Annotated in this window: 16 protein-coding genes; 2 read left to right on the forward strand and 14 right to left on the reverse strand. The window is 42.4% G+C overall.

The window, feature by feature from the left end:
- Window positions 1–2: 2 nt before the first annotated feature.
- The 9 genes from MKX46_RS13740 to MKX46_RS13780 form a co-directional block, all read right to left on the reverse strand.
- Window positions 3–1,061, reverse strand: a complete 1,059-nt coding sequence (locus tag MKX46_RS13740) for an ABC transporter ATP-binding protein (RefSeq protein WP_341071345.1) — start codon at window positions 1,059–1,061, stop codon at window positions 3–5.
- A gap of 16 nt (window positions 1,062–1,077) precedes the next feature.
- Window positions 1,078–1,866, reverse strand: a complete 789-nt coding sequence (locus MKX46_RS13745) for an ABC transporter permease (protein ID WP_013312456.1) — start codon at window positions 1,864–1,866, stop codon at window positions 1,078–1,080.
- A 6-nt stretch (window positions 1,867–1,872) separates the two neighbouring features.
- The gene (locus MKX46_RS13750) at window positions 1,873–2,694 is read right to left on the reverse strand and encodes an ABC transporter permease (RefSeq protein ID WP_013312457.1); all 822 of its coding nucleotides are present in this window, start codon (window positions 2,692–2,694) and stop codon (window positions 1,873–1,875) included.
- A 27-nt stretch (window positions 2,695–2,721) separates the two neighbouring features.
- The gene (locus MKX46_RS13755) at window positions 2,722–3,651 is read right to left on the reverse strand and encodes a nucleoside hydrolase (protein ID WP_039271718.1); all 930 of its coding nucleotides are present in this window, start codon (window positions 3,649–3,651) and stop codon (window positions 2,722–2,724) included.
- A complete protein-coding gene (locus MKX46_RS13760; RefSeq protein ID WP_029518630.1) occupies window positions 3,651–4,724 on the reverse strand; it encodes an ABC transporter substrate-binding protein in 1,074 nt (357 codons plus the stop codon). Before MKX46_RS13760 ends, MKX46_RS13755 begins: the two co-directional genes overlap by 1 nt.
- A gap of 175 nt (window positions 4,725–4,899) precedes the next feature.
- Window positions 4,900–5,244 (reverse strand): hypothetical protein, encoded by a 345-nt coding sequence (locus MKX46_RS13765; protein WP_029518631.1) that lies wholly within the window; start codon window positions 5,242–5,244, stop codon window positions 4,900–4,902.
- 402 nt (window positions 5,245–5,646) lie between these two features.
- Window positions 5,647–5,958, reverse strand: a complete 312-nt coding sequence (locus MKX46_RS13770) for a hypothetical protein (protein ID WP_341071346.1) — start codon at window positions 5,956–5,958, stop codon at window positions 5,647–5,649.
- 32 nt (window positions 5,959–5,990) lie between these two features.
- On the reverse strand, window positions 5,991–6,287 hold the full coding sequence (locus MKX46_RS13775) for a WXG100 family type VII secretion target (RefSeq protein ID WP_014278615.1): 297 nt from the start codon (window positions 6,285–6,287) through the stop codon (window positions 5,991–5,993).
- A gap of 39 nt (window positions 6,288–6,326) precedes the next feature.
- Window positions 6,327–7,787, reverse strand: coding sequence for a lipase family protein (locus tag MKX46_RS13780; protein WP_341071347.1), 1,461 nt, complete (start codon window positions 7,785–7,787; stop codon window positions 6,327–6,329).
- Between the two features lie 80 nt (window positions 7,788–7,867).
- On the opposite strand from MKX46_RS13780, the gene MKX46_RS13785 reads away from it, so the two are divergent.
- Together MKX46_RS13785 and MKX46_RS13790 are read left to right on the forward strand one after the other, a co-directional pair.
- Window positions 7,868–8,215, forward strand: coding sequence for a hypothetical protein (locus MKX46_RS13785; protein WP_025721830.1), 348 nt, complete (start codon window positions 7,868–7,870; stop codon window positions 8,213–8,215).
- Window positions 8,216–8,588: 373 nt separating this feature from the next.
- Window positions 8,589–8,864, forward strand: coding sequence for a hypothetical protein (locus MKX46_RS13790; RefSeq protein WP_341071348.1), 276 nt, complete (start codon window positions 8,589–8,591; stop codon window positions 8,862–8,864).
- A gap of 64 nt (window positions 8,865–8,928) precedes the next feature.
- Here MKX46_RS13790 and MKX46_RS13795 read toward each other — a convergent pair whose 3' ends face one another.
- Genes MKX46_RS13795 through MKX46_RS13815 form a run of 5 tightly spaced genes read right to left on the reverse strand, consistent with a single transcriptional unit; the run spans window position 8,929 to window position 14,911 of the window.
- The gene (locus MKX46_RS13795) at window positions 8,929–9,075 is read right to left on the reverse strand and encodes a hypothetical protein (protein WP_023990839.1); all 147 of its coding nucleotides are present in this window, start codon (window positions 9,073–9,075) and stop codon (window positions 8,929–8,931) included.
- A gap of 27 nt (window positions 9,076–9,102) precedes the next feature.
- Window positions 9,103–10,497, reverse strand: a complete 1,395-nt coding sequence (locus MKX46_RS13800) for a hypothetical protein (protein WP_341071349.1) — start codon at window positions 10,495–10,497, stop codon at window positions 9,103–9,105.
- 21 nt (window positions 10,498–10,518) lie between these two features.
- On the reverse strand, window positions 10,519–12,543 hold the full coding sequence (locus tag MKX46_RS13805; RefSeq protein WP_341071350.1) for a DUF4163 domain-containing protein: 2,025 nt from the start codon (window positions 12,541–12,543) through the stop codon (window positions 10,519–10,521).
- Between the two features lie 17 nt (window positions 12,544–12,560).
- On the reverse strand, window positions 12,561–13,721 hold the full coding sequence (locus tag MKX46_RS13810) for a hypothetical protein (RefSeq protein WP_341040239.1): 1,161 nt from the start codon (window positions 13,719–13,721) through the stop codon (window positions 12,561–12,563).
- Window positions 13,722–13,735: 14 nt separating this feature from the next.
- Entirely contained in the window at window positions 13,736–14,911 is a 1,176-nt protein-coding gene (locus tag MKX46_RS13815) for a hypothetical protein (protein ID WP_341071351.1), read from the reverse strand.
- Window positions 14,912–14,933: the final 22 nt, after the last annotated feature.

A 14,933-nucleotide genomic window follows, 5' to 3' on the forward strand; every position in this document is an offset into this window, starting at 1 on the left:
GATTATTGGACCAGCACCATTTTATCTGCCGGAAAATGCAGGGTAACCCGCTGACCACTCAGGTAAGGCGTATCCATTTCCTGATTAGCCGTAAAGTTGCCTTTCGCCGTTTCTACCACATACTGATAGCTACGCCCCAGGTAAGTACTTACCTTAATAATACCGGGAAGCTCATTTTCTCCTGTCTCGTTGCCTTCTGTTCGAATGACCAAATCATCCGGGCGAATAGCGCCCTGACGAGCACCCGGCTGGGCCGTACCCTGATTACGCGCTACGCCGAACGAAAGATCACCTGTATTAAGTCGAATACGATCTCCTTCTTCAGTACGCTCGTCAAAGCTTAGAAAATTATTAAACCCAATAAAACGGGCAACAAATTCGGTCGTCGGATATTTAAAAATGGTCGATGGAGCATCTAATTGTTCGATGTTCCCCTTATTCATAATCGCAACCTGGTCAGAAATCGAAAAACATTCCTCCTGATCATGCGATACGTATACAGTAGTGATGCCCAGTTCCTGTTGAATACGGCGGATTTCCACACGCATATTTACACGCAGGTTAGCATCCAAGTTACTCAGAGGTTCATCAAACAACAGCAGATCGGGTTCAATCACAAGCGCTCGCGCAATCGCAACACGTTGACGCTGTCCGCCTGACAATTCACCAGGGAAACGTTTTTCAAATCCCCTCAGGCTAACCGTATCCAGCATCGTCATAACGCGGCGCTTTATATCATCTTCCTTTACTTTGCGTAACCGCAAACCAAAGGCAACATTATCAAAAACAGACAAATGCGGAAAGAGTGCATAACTTTGAAATACAAAGCCGAAGTTCCGTTTATTCACCGGAACCCGAGTATAATCCTTATCGCCAAACAAAAATGTTCCTTGTTTAGCTTCGAGAAATCCTGCAATGAGACGAAGTGTGGTCGTTTTGCCACAACCACTCGGTCCGAGCAACGAGAGCAATTGCCCCCGTTCAAGCTGCAAATCGAAATCCTGCAAGATCAGTTGGTTGTCATAAGCGACCGATACGCGATCCAGAGTAAGCAGTGCCATAAGGTTGAAGCCTCCATTACCTTTTAGTGAAGTAAGACAATCCCATCAGTCGTTCAATCAAGAACATCAGGATACCGGTTAAAATCATCAGCATAACCGAAATCGCCGCAATCGTCGGGTCAAAATAATTTTCGACGTAAGTCAGCATTTGAATGGGCAGGGTGCTGAAGCCCGGTCCTGTCATGAAGACGGAAATGTCGACATTGTTGAATGATTCCAGAAAGGCAATCAGGATAGCCGCAATAATGCCTGAGCGGATGTTGGGCAGAACCACCTTGAAAAAGGTTTCCAGCCGTCCAGCCCCCAAACTAAGCGCTGCTTCTTCAATCGCAAAATCAAAGTTAGACAAACTGGATGCAATGACTCTAATAATGAACGGCAACATAATCACCGTATGTCCGATCAATAGTCCAGCATATACTGGTAAATGGTAAACAATGATCAAATAGCGCAGCAGCGTAAAACCAAGCACAATACCCGGTATGAGCAAAGGGGAGAGGAACAAAGCATTCAGCGCATCCTTCCCGCGAAACGAAAAACGACTAAGCGCATAGGCTGCAGGCATACCGATCAGCAGTGCCAAGATGTTGCCTAGCAGAGAGACCACAATGGACGTTTTGAACGTGGACATAAACAAATCCACTTCAAAAATATTTTCATACCAGCGCAGGGAAAAGCCCTGCGGAGGGAATTTTAATACCGTGCCCGGCTCGAAAGAAGTGACCGATATGATCAACAGCGGACCGAGCAGAAAGATGAAGACCAGCAGGCTAAAGAAGCCTAGTCCGTAATGTTTCTCCCGCATATCCACCTACCCCTTCGGATTGAGTTTATGGGCCGCCTTATTTAAGAGACCGACCACGATAAATGTAATAACAATCATAATTGTTGCAATAACAGAAGCTAAAAACCAGTCGTTTAGCGTCATCGCGTTCTGATACAAAAATGTAGCGATAACCCGCTGTTTTCCTCCAAGTAGTGCTGGTGTCGTATATGCAGTCAGGCTGCCCACGAAAACGAGAATGCTTCCAATGATCAGGCCCGGCACAGACAGCGGAAATACGATTTTACGGAATGCGCTGAATCTGGAGGCCCCGAGGCTCTGAGCAGCATGAACAAGATCACCGTCAATATTTTCGAGTACACCAATCAGTGAAATAATCATCAGTGGTAAAAACAAATGAACCAGGCCAATAATCATCGCTGCCGGAGTATACAAAATATTCAGCGGCTCATCTACAAGTCCTAAACCGATGAGCACGTTATTTAACAGTCCCTTGCGACCCAGAATGACCATCCAGCTGAATGACCGCACCACCGGACTCGTCAATAATGGGAAGATAGCCAGCGCTAGCAGGATCCCTTTACGACGCGGGGCCTTTTGCGAAATATAATAAGCCGTCGGGAAGCCAAGTAATACGCACACGAGTGTCGTTACGACACTGACTTCCAGCGTAGTCAGCAATATTTTCAGAAAGTAAGGGTCCTTGAAGAAATGGAGATAGCCTTCTAGGGTGAATGAGCTGTTCTGTACGAAGGTCGAACCGATCGTCAACACAATCGGAATGACCATGAACACCGCCAGAAAGAGCAGACCTGGCAGCAGCAGCCAATACAAGTATGTTTTCTTCATGGGTAGCTCCTTGCGGTTATCAAAATGTTATTCCTTATTCAGCACCTGGATAAACAGCTCCAGAAAAGCTTCGCTGTCCACCTGTTCGCATACATTCATATTGGGGCTATGATTGAGGCGGTTCTGCACATCGCCCACCGTTTGTCCGTCACATATACGACTGGAGGTTTCCACGTCGACATACAACGACGAGGTATCGACTAACCTCGAATTCAATGCGACACCCACGGCAAGCGGGTCATGAAGCGCACAGGCTTTTACCCCGTTGCGTTCTTCATAACGCTTGGTATAAACGGCCGTGCTTTCAGCTACATAATTACGAATTGCTGGGCGGGTCAGACGAGCAATATGATCCGCAGTCAGCAGAGCCTTCCGTGTTACATCCAGTCCCACCTGTATCAACCGACCAAATCCTGCATGAAATACGATTCGTGCGGCTTCAGGGTCAGCATACATGTTGTACTCCGCTACAGGTGTAATATTGCCGCACCCGTGAATAACACCGCCCATAAAAATGACTTCATCGACGTGATCCGTCAGTTCGGGACACTTCAGCAGCGCCAGTGCCAGATTGGTGAGTGGCCCGGTGCAAATGAGCGTCACTTCCCCCGGGTGAGCCATCACGGTGTCAATAATGATATCCGGTGCAAAACCTTCGGACGCAGACATGGCTGGGACTACTCCACTCAGTGCGCCTCCAATGCCGTCTTCTCCATGGACACGATGCTCGTGCAGGCCTTTACGTATTAAGGGGGCCTCCGCCCCCCGATAAACCGGAATATCCGGTCTATCCAAAAGGTCGAGGATTTTGCATGTGTTCAATGTTGCTTGTTTAAGTGAAACATTACCGCATACCGTAGTAATCGCTTGGATATCCAGCTGACCACTTTTGGCGGCTAGTAAAATACCCAACGCATCATCAATGCCCGTATCTACATCTAATATAACCTTCTTCATTATTGTGCAACTTCCCGGTTCCAGCGATCTGTCCATGCCTTGATATGATCGTTAACGAACTTCATATCCAGCTTGGTCAGCTTGTTCACTACCTCTGTACCGTACGTAATTCCCTCTGTATCCGCACCGGACAGTACCACCTGCGTATTCACCGGGGAATCAACCTTTGCCTTGGCGGATTTTTCTTGAACTTCCTTGCTCAGCTGCCAGTTGATAAATTCCTCAGCCAGCTCCTTCTGGTCGGAGCCTTTCACTACATTAATCGTGTTCATTACTGCGTAAGCACCTTCACTAGGAGCTACAAATTTCGCTCCTGGCACAGCCGCCTGCAAATCTTTGAAGTACATTTCCATGATCGGACCGCCGGCAATTTCCTGCTGACTAAACATGTTCACAAACTCAGATGTTTTGCTATAAAACTTAACGATATTCGGACTCAGCTCTTTCAGTTTTCCGAAGGCTTGGTCTTCATTAAACTCCTTACTACCCGCTACCTTGGAGGCTGCATCTACCATCATCGGTCCGGCAGTCGCCGTAATATTCGGCAAAGTCACGTTTCCTTTGAACTCAGTTCCCCACAGGTCAGCCCAAGAGGTCACATTCTTTTTCACCAGCTCCGGATTATAGGCAATACCGAGACGCCCGACCGTATAAGCAGGACCATACTCCTCACCCAGCGGTGCTTTGGCAATATCATAAATTTGGTTCAGGTTCGGCACCTTGCTGCGATCCAGCTTCTCAAACAATCCCTGTTGGATTCCTTGTTGAGCATAATAATCGGACAGATAAATCAGATCGACGTCTGTGCTGCCTTGACTGATTTTGTTCAACCGTTCCGCGTTATTTCCAATTTCGACCACGATATCAACGTTATGTTCTTTTTCAAAAGGCTCGTACACTTCTTTGTTAAAAAAGTCCTCGGAAAAGCCCCATGTGGAAATAACTAGTTTCTTTTTCCCATCAGCTGAACCATCTTTTCCATCTGTCTGACCGCCAGTAGCATTACTGCCGCAACCTGCCAGTACCACGGATGCCAAGGTCACAGCCATAAACCCTTTAAACCATTTCTTCATATGAAACTCCCCCTATTTTTTATTATGCACACCTTATGACACAAAAAAAGAAAAGTACTCTTGTAAAACAAGAATACTTTTCTTCGTAAACAAAGAATAAGTTGATCCCGCTGCGCGTTATAACAGGTTCTCCCCTCAGATAGATCCGAAGCGAAAAGCCGAATATCCAATTTTATTAGGATTCCTTCAGAATGATGTTCGTAATAGCCCACTGCGTTGCTGAATCATAATCACGCAGTAAAGCATCTATATCGAGCTCCATATCCTCAATCAGCTTCTCGCGAAGTCTCTTCTTGTACAGCATGGACATTCGGAAATCCACTTCCAGCTTCAAGCCGGGGGCTTCCACTTCCAATGCCGCCGAGCGTGGAGAACGCCGGTGCTTCGCCACAAAGGTAACAATGTTGTTCTCAACGGTGGCCCGCAGCAGCGTGGTCCCGAAGCCGAACAGTTCCTTTGAAACTTCATTGTAAATCTGGCACATCCGCTTCTTGCTTTCGTTACTGTCGAGCAGCGTCATGAACCCACCCTCATCAGCATATTACGTACAATCAATCTTTCAACACGATAGATTATACATAAATATACGATAAATAGCAAACAAAAATCCCTAATCCAAACACATATGATGCGAAAAAGCGAACAATATGTCGAACTTTGTAGCTTTTCAACATTTTTACACCTTTTTTAACTCATCTTCAAGCTTCCGAACGCTGCTATATTCGCCCACAGGGTAATTTTAAAGTAGACTCCGGTAAATCTCTGGCCAAGGGTTTTATCGTCGTCATTCCAGAGGAAATTTTTTTCCTTCTACTATATATGTAGCTTTTACTTAAATGCATTTAACCGTACCCCGCAGGAGTCCCCTAGCGATTGTACGGTTTTTTATGTTATGTAGCTGACTGGCCAGATGGGAACCCCTTCAAGAAAAAGCCGATTGAATCCACGAGGACACTACAAGAGTAGCCGGCCACAGCAGCATAAAGTTAGCTATGATATACGCCCTCTTAAAAGCATAACGATGATAAAAATACCAACAGCTCCATGATATGAATATTCCTATCGGGTAGCTCATTATGACATAGGCAAAAATATAATTGCTGAGATAATCTCCAGCTGTTGGTGCATCGAAAGGAAATGCGACCACCATCAGCATGGCCGGATAGGCAAATAGCGTTAAGCCATAAACGATATTCAATATAAGTAAAATGACAAATGCATTTTGATCTTTCATGATGTTCTCCTAACTATTGCAGTCCGCCTGTATCACCATTGTGCAGCCCGTTTGCGTCTCTCCTCACGCCGATCAGCTTCTTCCATTTTCCGAATATAACGTTTCAACTGCTCTTTATGGTCGTCCAATTCCTGTATTCGTACAGTTGTGCCTTGGAGAAACGTCTCCATTTTACGTGTTAATTCAGCAGCCGATTCGCCCCGCCAGTCTTGCAGCCTACCATATATATTTCTCATCTGCTGCTCCTGATGCTGAAGTCTTTGCTTTAGCTGCTCGCATTGCTGAACAGCCCTACGCAGATCCCCCAGGCTCAAAGATATTCTGCTCATCTCTTTCGCCTCCCGTTGTGTTCTTCCAGCTGCTCTTTCTTATTGATCCACCATCGTAAATTCCTGGCCCTTACGATCTATATATTCTGCTATCTCTGTAATCGATTCCTGATACCAGCGATTAATCCGATCCAGTGTCGCCGTAGCACTATGCGCAAGCGGGGTCAAAGACTGACTTTCACTTGTCCCAATATGAGCCTGAAATAACTGAATGGACGCACGGGTATCACTGGAAAATCCATACAAGCTAGAACGCATCTGATTAGCAGCATGCTTTAGCTCCTCAGGTGTTAATTGAATTGTGCCTCCATTTTTGTTGCCCACAAAATATGCCCCACCATTAGTGCGACCATCTTGTTGTCCTGCTCCCATCAAATTCACACCCAGTGCAGTAGCAGCAAACTGCCCGAAAGCACCCATTTGTGCACCGTAACGTTCAACCAGATCGCCCATGACTTGCTTGAGCTCTGCCTGCGCGGCCAGCATTTGCTCGTACGCCTGCACCCGCGGATTACCTTCTACCAGTTGTCCGTCCATGGTGTACAGTGGATTGATTATATTGCCGTTTTCATCAAATGTGAAATGATCCATGCTATGTGTCGCTTCTCCCATTACCGAATTATAGAACTTTGTAATCGGATCTTGCTGCATCATAGGCAACGTCATCGGGACATACACAATGGGAGACCATTTGGGCCCCCAAAAAAAGTTAGCCCACTTATTTTCTCTTTCGACTGGTAATGAAACAGGAATAGTGATTTTAGCTCTATTAGCTGTCTTATAATCATTGTCTATAAAGTAGGTTGTACCCACATGTGGCTGTGCATCATTAGCTCCCGAACCGATAGTATCTTTCGGATTGACATAAGCGACATTCGTCTTTCGAAAATCGCCATTTTCCACCTTCCTTTGAAGATCATCCGGTAACAGATGCACAATGCTTGGTGGATTATAAGCGACTGATGTCAGTCCGTTCCGCACCGCCACATATTCTGCCTCCGCTCCTCCTAGAGAATGGCCTGTGGTCGTTATTTCAGCAGAGGGATACTGTTTTTTTACGACATCATATAGATTCTCAGCTTGTGTAAATTGATTATTCTGGTACTTCTCCTCATATTGAAGAAATGCGCTTTGCACTTGTGGTGGGAGTTTAGCCACCTCTGCCTTATTATTTTCATAATATTGATGGACTTCTTCCAACGTTTTCGCGCGTCCTCCGACGACATCGCTGATATCCGTTCCCCAGTCCATCGCCACGCTCCATTTGGGGCGATCTGGAGGTTCTGTACCCCTATAACCGATGATCACCTGATTGGTCTTCTCGTTAAGGAATACAGTCGCATCGAATCCAGAACCGTTCGTATCATGCAGCATAGCTCCTTCAGGCTCAACAATCTTCCAGTCAGGAAGAATTCTGCTTTTAGAATCTTTGGCAGTCAACTCTCGGTCATAAACTCTATCCGCAATGGTCCAGTATGTTTTATCGTTAATGTAGGTCAAGTTATTCCCACCTTGTCTATTGTGTAAATATATTATAGAGTTATGAAAAAAGGTGATTACCAGAAAAGGAGAATTGTAACTTGAACAGAAAAATCCCACTGATTCTGGCACTTATTTTAATTATTATGTATTTAGGAGGTTGTTCCAGCTTGTCCGATAAAGAGAAAAAAGAATTAGTAGACGTCGCCACTCCCATCGGTGTGGAGTTTATTAAAGAACACTATAATGCCGATTTCATATTAAAGGATTATGCTGTGGATGATCCTGCTGTCCACTCCAGGCTCTATCTATATGGGTACATTAAAGGCCACGAAGACAACAAAATTACCATCTACTATAATTATAAAACCAAAGAAGTGATCGACGTCTCCGGGCCAGATTGGTTTATCGACAGTGAAGTCCCCAAATACAAGACCCCTTCTTCCTGAGAAGGGATACTCATCGAGCATTTCACTTTCAACATATTTGTAATCTATGTTAAAGTCTAATTTTTCCCAAATTAAGAAGTAGTATAATTATAGTGCATCCTATTTACGAGCGATATAGCGGGGAGGAAAAATAAGTATAAAGTCATTGGATTCAGTATTTCTGGTCATAGTACATAGCTTAATTGGAATAGGTCTTTTTAACTGCATGTTAGATGAAAGTTGCACAGATGAACATCATTTTAAATTGGGTTACGGTTTTTAAAACATATTTTCGTGTGTTCACTTTGCCAGAAGGAGATAATTTATTGAAGAAGGGAAATTTTGGATTAATGTTCTTATCTTGCTCTCCATCCTAGTAGGTGTTTTCTATTACATGCAGTACGCATCGAATGTAGAAAAAGAAGAAATAGTACAAGCTGGTATACCTATCGGGCAAGACTATATTAGGAAATATTATAATGCCGAGTATATTTACCAAAATAACGAGTTTATTGGCAGTTACGTTAACTCTACCGTTTATCTCCGTGGCTATATAAAAGGGCATGAAAGCCAGACAATCTCAATAAATTACGACTATAAGAAAAAAGAGGTGGTCTACGTGACTGGACCAGATTGGTTCATCGATAGTAGGAATCCTAAAAAGAATTAGAATATTGAACCATGATTGCAGAAAAGGCCCCTTAGGGGCCTCTTCCAGTCGTCGTTAGTCATATTTAGCGCTCTTCACCTTTGGTGCTATGCTTAGTTACATGAATAAAAGGATATTCTCCTTTGCTAATTTTACGTTTCCATTCTTGAATCATATCTTCTTGGGTAGGCGGTTTCTCATTCACGATTGCTCCTGTAGTTACTTTAGCCATATTCTTTACCCTCTCACGATGGATTAGTTATTGCGTCTTTATCTTTTCTCCAGTCATTTTGATGTTACCGTCCATTTCGACCAAACTCGTTTTACATTTTAAACCGATGGCATCCTTCGCGGTGACCTGTATTGTGTTACCTGCGTTGAATACCAGGTTCCCGTCAGCTTTTACACGGATATCCTTTTTGCTTCGCAGTTCAATTCCATGGTCATCCAGCAGTCGAATCACCACTTCATCGTCGTTCCCCGTGATTAAAATTTCATTTTTCTCAAAAATAATAGCTTTGCGGTACTTGGTCATAAAGATCTTCGTCGACGGGTCCTTAATAAAGTCACCGCCTTTGGATCTCTTTCGGATCGAGTGGGTCACAATAGCGTCTTTTTCTTTAGCGGTCGGAAAGTAGATATCTACAAAATCAAACAGCTCCGGCATGCAGTACCATCCTGTATTCCCTTCCGATGTATAAAATGTAGCCGTTGGAAAAGCGAAGGTTTCCTTGACGTTAGGCTTGACCTTATCCATTTCATAAAAGAAAACCTTCACATGATCCTGCTCGATTCCAATGACCTTGGATTTCAATGACATGCCCCGAATGTCCTCATTTACAATCAAATCCTGTTTCATTCCATCCGCTGTAGTCAGCACATATTCATGCCACAAAGCACTATGTCGTATAAACGCAACAGACTGCAGGACGTATAAAGCTTTCCCTTTAAATTTAATCTCCGCCCCAATTTGCAGCAGGACATCTCTAGCCCCCGTCGTTTGCACTTTATAATATAGAAGGTTGTCATCCTTGCCGGCTCCTGGTTTGGTTTTTCTCGTCATGGAGTAGTTATACTGCCTGAGCTCACGCTGATTGACACCATCCGGTAATCCAAAATAAAACTGAGGTTTTTCTCCAATCGGATCAGGTATTAGTCCCCAACCAAGCCGAGACGCTATACGTTTTAGAAACGACCAGTCCGTTTCGTCGAATTGCATCGTAAATTCCTGTAAAAGCTGATCTTTTAAGCGGCTCGTACAATTGGCTTTGGGATAGGATTTGAGTACATGTTCAAGTAATGCCTGCACCTTCATCTTCACATTTTGAAATGATTGTCTATGAAGCACTTCATCCAGCTGGCTTGTATAGGAGAGGGCCTCGACGACCAAATAGGCTACATTGGACACCAACTTGATTCTGAACTGCGTGACTAATCCCCTAAATAATACACTCTGCTTTTGATCATCATTCACATAAGAAACGACTAACTTCGCCCCTGCCTCCATATGATCTGTGTACTCTTCCATTTGGGCACCCGTCAATACACCTGTCAAAAAGACTTTCACATGCTCATTCATTTTCTGTACAACTTTAACTTTTGGATTTTTAAGAGATAAAACCGTTCCATTATACTTGATGATTGGATATCCCATGTTACCGCTCCCTTTTGTCGGTTAGTTTACGTTTATCCGTTGTTTGCTTACGTATTGAATGACATCTTTAATGGTTTGATTATGCTCCTGATCGTTAAGAGCCTCATCTAATGCAGAGAGCGTGGTAAAAGTTTTGTTTTTTTTCTGAAAATAAATGTCCGCTATAGGGAACTGGTCAACTCTACCAGGTCCATGAATCCCGTTGTCAACTTTGGCAATAATGATAACATCCTTCAATCCATCCTTATTCACATCCTTGAAGGCCACTGCTTCTACTCCTCCGTAACGTGCAACCCACTCACGGTTCCCGTAGAAATCGGGGAATGGATACAGCATATGTCCTTGGCCATCCAATAGGAAGAAAAAGAATTTACGAAAACCTTCCGAATACCCATATGTGGATACAAACCGCACTTTCCCAAAGCCTTCGAAAGTAGTTTGAAAAGACTGCGACTCTTCAATTTCATATTGGTCGGTATTCAACTTTTCACCGCCAACTGTGGAAACAGACTGATCCTCAACGGAACTTAACTCACTCCATAGTTCCTCATTTTGCCTAATATTCTCTGGAATTTGTGCAAAACGAATTTCATACTCCGCATGGTCCCCTACCACATGTGCCATAGGTACACTCATCCCCAATGAATCATTTGTGAAATAACTAAACGATTCCATTTCTACTTCCGCAAGCGAACCTTTGGTTACATCCGCATTTGTTAACAATTGAATCAAATCATCTTTTGTGAAATCACCAATTAATCCTTGTTGCTCCGGCTGAACAGCTGTAATCTTCCCGCTTTTTATAAGCTCAATAAAAGGTTTCTCGACCTTTACCAGATCCCTCAACCTTATTCTTGAAGCCTGCTTCATATCCAGGTTCGTCGTATAAAACATATGAGTAGGATAGGCTGCGTCCTTCACATAATGAATACCCGTATATTGAACACTCAAGAATCGTTCATTTTCTCGTTTGATCTCATAATCAATTTCGACATGGACTCCAGCATTGGAATCCGCATAGTTTTGTAATCCTTCTAAAGCATCAGCCTTAAGAATTTTGTTTAAAGATTTCTGCTTTGCAATATCCTTGAGTTTTATAATTTGAGGGTATTTAATCACGATCCCATTTTTTGAATATTCCTCTTGAATGAGTTCAAAGCTTTGCCGTTCACTATGAGTATTCAAGGCAGTGCTATATTCGGAATTAATACGGACTTCTCCACTTTTGGAGAACTCAATGATAAGGTTTTGTTCAGAATCATCACTGTTTATGAAGAAACCATCGCCGTGGTCTAAAACCTCGATACTCATGCTATCATGTTGTCGATTCTCTAAAATAAGCTCATCTATATCCTCGTTCAATTCCCACGCATCCGGAAGCTTTATCTTACCTACATTTATGCTTTTCTCCGTCCACTTTTGTCCAGACAACTCCCACAGATCAACAAATACGGGGTCTGGATGATATATGGAGACATACCCCCCTAACCACAACTGTATTCCTTGGTCTGAATCTCGGACCACGAAGTCTGTAGTCAATTCTGGCCCGCCATTCTCAATCATCTGAGCATGTACAAGTTGCTTCGAACTCCACCACTGAATAAATGTGTATTTATCTCCGATCGTACCTGTCACCGTTTTAGGTGCTCTATAATTCATAACCCTAACGTTTAGCTGCCCGCTTTTTAACGGAAACGATTTTGTTAAGATAGTGAGATTATTATCGAACTTTTCTACTAATTCTTCATCCTTCATCTCTACACTTTCAGGCTCATTTAACAACAAATTAAGTTCCTGTGTGAACTCCTCAAGCTTATTTTGTCTGGTATCAGAATCCTTATTTTCATCGTTGACTATATGGAGTTTTTTCACTAGCGTGTCCAGCTTTTTCGAATAGGAAATCGTTTTATCGTCATTTTGGAGAGATAGTGCATGATTTGTTTCAGTTGCTGGAGAATACTGTCCTTTCATGCACCCATTCAGCACCACACAGGAAATGAGTAGTAACAGGACGCAACAAGTTCGGCAGTACTTCAAGTAATTCATGCTGGATATCACGCTTTCTACAATTTATCGTTTATCTCTATACTTATAATCTTCCATTTATCTGACTGTTTTTCTAACGTAAACGTAATTTCCTTTTTCGCTCTTTCTTCTAATGAATCATATTTTACCAAAAATATTTTTCGGTTATCATCGCTACTAACCTCATTAATACTCAGTTCCAACACCGGGTAAGATAAATATGCTAAACCGGATAAATCGATGGCATCCTCAAAATCATACGTTTGCCTTGCTGCCGGATCGGTGAGCTGGTCCATTTCAGGAAAAGGTAAATCAAACCACTTCATAAGATAATCAACTTCCAAGTAGTTCAATATCACAGCCTTAGGATCGCTTGGATATACAAACTGTTTACTTTTATTTTTATACAAAATCTCCTTTTTTTCAGGTCCTGTTCCATCATATTTTTGATAGACCACGATGGTATGCTCCTGAGTGTCGCTAAACTCGTAATAATCGACACTTTCAAATACACCATCATGGTCGGTATCTTTTAACGTTCGAATTCCTTGTCCAGTAGCATTAGGAAAATCAGAATTTATACTCTTGATATGATTATTTTCCAAGGTGTATATGGAGAATCCCTCTGAATAAGCCCCTCCGTCGCCTATAGAGTATACAACGATAAATTTTTGGTCTGTTTGATCCAGCTTCATGATTTTCACATCTGTATTTAGATGCACAACTATAACCGGGTCCTCTAGTTTATCAATGATGTGATAACCATCATCCTCCCGGACTACAAATATGTTGTAAATCTCCTCTTTTTCTAATCCAAAAGCAAGTACATATTCCGGCTTTCCATCATGGTCCAAATCTTCTTTTAATATTTTCTGAAGCTGCTCATTTGGGGGTTGGATTTTCTTTATAAACTGATCTAATGTGTTAGAATCTATGGCGTTATTTTCATTTCTTTTATTAATCGGATTCACAATATTGCTATTCCAATCTTGTTTTTGAGCAGCAGACTCTGGTTCAGTCACAGCTTTTTTCTCTATCATTTGAGTGCTAGGTTTGATGGGTTCAACTGCTTGCTGCTTCTCATTCGTAGGTTGTTCAGAACATCCATTCAATAGCAGACTAAATAACAATATTAAAAATAGTATTTTATTTTGTTTTATAAAGTTGATTTCAAAAAACTCCCTTTTCACATTGTTCATTGAACGTTTATACGTTATTTGCTTACGTATTGAATGACATTTTGAAGTGTTCGGTTATGTCCAGTTTGATTGATACTCTTATCCAACTCAGGCAGGGTAGTGTACGTTTTGTCCTTTTTCTGAAAGTAAATTCCCGCGACAGGTAGAGTCTCTATTCCGTGTGCATTAACTCCGGTGATATAATCAGCAATAATAACAATATCTGTACGTCCATCCTGATTCAAATCCTTAAAACTTACTGCCTTGATCCTGTCGATCATTTTACCGTTGTTACCATAAAATTCGGGGAATTCGTACAGGATCTTGTTTTCCACATTTTTGTCACTGTTAACTTCCAAAAAAAACTTTGCTTGAATCAGATCATTCGTATCCTCATCTTTTAAAGTGGATATAAACTTTACTTCTCCCCATCCATTAAGAGTGGTGGTAAATGATTGTTCCCTTTGAATAGTATAAGGTTCCAGATCAGGGTCGGGCTGAGCATCCTCTTCTACATAATCAGCACTACGTTGCTGCTTTACGGATTTCTCCATGTTATATTCAATAAAAATATTATTTACTTTCTCTGTTTTAGTATCCCAATTAATACTCAAATGTAGGCCATTTTTGGAGTAAACCAGACTTCTATTTGTTATGGTACTTGGTTGACCGTAAAGTTGTAGCACTTTACCAAGGGTATCACCAATCTTCAATCCTCTTTTGGTTTTAAACTTGGGATTTTCCAAGCTCACGGCTACTAGATAACTTTCACCATCAACCGGTTCCTCCCCTTCAAATTCGATCTTAGATAGAACTACAAATCGAATTTCTGAATCTTCATAGTTAGGATAAGATAAGTTCCATCTTCGGTAGGTTCCATTCCCACTAATATATCCTCGATTGAAGCTATCGTATCCCTCACTGTAACCCCACTTATGGATAAGTTCTTTAATATCCGTATTCCTATCAATTTTGTGCGACCGATATGATATTGTGAAGTCCTCATCCTGAAGGGGCTTTGGATCGGCAGATACAACATTTTTGGCTTTGTCTGTTCCTTTCTCTGGATAGTAGCTAGAGCTTTCTTGCTTAGCTTTAGCAGTAGCTGTTTTCCCATTGTCATAAGTATTGATATCTGAAAGACTACATGCGGTTACTCCTAAAGCCAAAAAAGTCAATATAATAAAATAACCGTAACTTGGCTTGTACACTTCTTTTCCTCTTTTCGAATTT

The sequence above is a fragment of the Paenibacillus sp. FSL P4-0113 genome (assembly GCF_038009305.1).
Taxonomy (GTDB): domain Bacteria; phylum Bacillota; class Bacilli; order Paenibacillales; family Paenibacillaceae; genus Paenibacillus; species Paenibacillus polymyxa_D.

Excerpts from the sequence above, each read along its gene's own strand:
- MKX46_RS13740 (WP_341071345.1), bottom strand. The coding sequence starts at position 1,061 with ATGGCACTGCTTACTCTGGATCGCGTATCGGTCGCTTATGACAACCAA.
- MKX46_RS13745 (WP_013312456.1), bottom strand. The coding sequence starts at position 1,866 with ATGCGGGAGAAACATTACGGACTAGGCTTCTTTAGCCTGCTGGTCTTC.
- MKX46_RS13750 (WP_013312457.1), bottom strand. The coding sequence starts at position 2,694 with ATGAAGAAAACATACTTGTATTGGCTGCTGCTGCCAGGTCTGCTCTTT.
- MKX46_RS13755 (WP_039271718.1), bottom strand. The coding sequence starts at position 3,651 with ATGAAGAAGGTTATATTAGATGTAGATACGGGCATTGATGATGCGTTG.
- MKX46_RS13760 (WP_029518630.1), bottom strand. The coding sequence starts at position 4,724 with ATGAAGAAATGGTTTAAAGGGTTTATGGCTGTGACCTTGGCATCCGTG.
- MKX46_RS13765 (WP_029518631.1), bottom strand. The coding sequence starts at position 5,244 with ATGACGCTGCTCGACAGTAACGAAAGCAAGAAGCGGATGTGCCAGATT.
- MKX46_RS13770 (WP_341071346.1), bottom strand. The coding sequence starts at position 5,958 with ATGAAAGATCAAAATGCATTTGTCATTTTACTTATATTGAATATCGTT.
- MKX46_RS13775 (WP_014278615.1), bottom strand. The coding sequence starts at position 6,287 with ATGAGCAGAATATCTTTGAGCCTGGGGGATCTGCGTAGGGCTGTTCAG.
- MKX46_RS13790 (WP_341071348.1), top strand. The coding sequence starts at position 8,589 with ATGCAGTACGCATCGAATGTAGAAAAAGAAGAAATAGTACAAGCTGGT.
- MKX46_RS13795 (WP_023990839.1), bottom strand. The coding sequence starts at position 9,075 with ATGGCTAAAGTAACTACAGGAGCAATCGTGAATGAGAAACCGCCTACC.
- MKX46_RS13800 (WP_341071349.1), bottom strand. The coding sequence starts at position 10,497 with ATGGGATATCCAATCATCAAGTATAATGGAACGGTTTTATCTCTTAAA.
- MKX46_RS13805 (WP_341071350.1), bottom strand. The coding sequence starts at position 12,543 with ATGAATTACTTGAAGTACTGCCGAACTTGTTGCGTCCTGTTACTACTC.
- MKX46_RS13810 (WP_341040239.1), bottom strand. The coding sequence starts at position 13,721 with ATGAACAATGTGAAAAGGGAGTTTTTTGAAATCAACTTTATAAAACAA.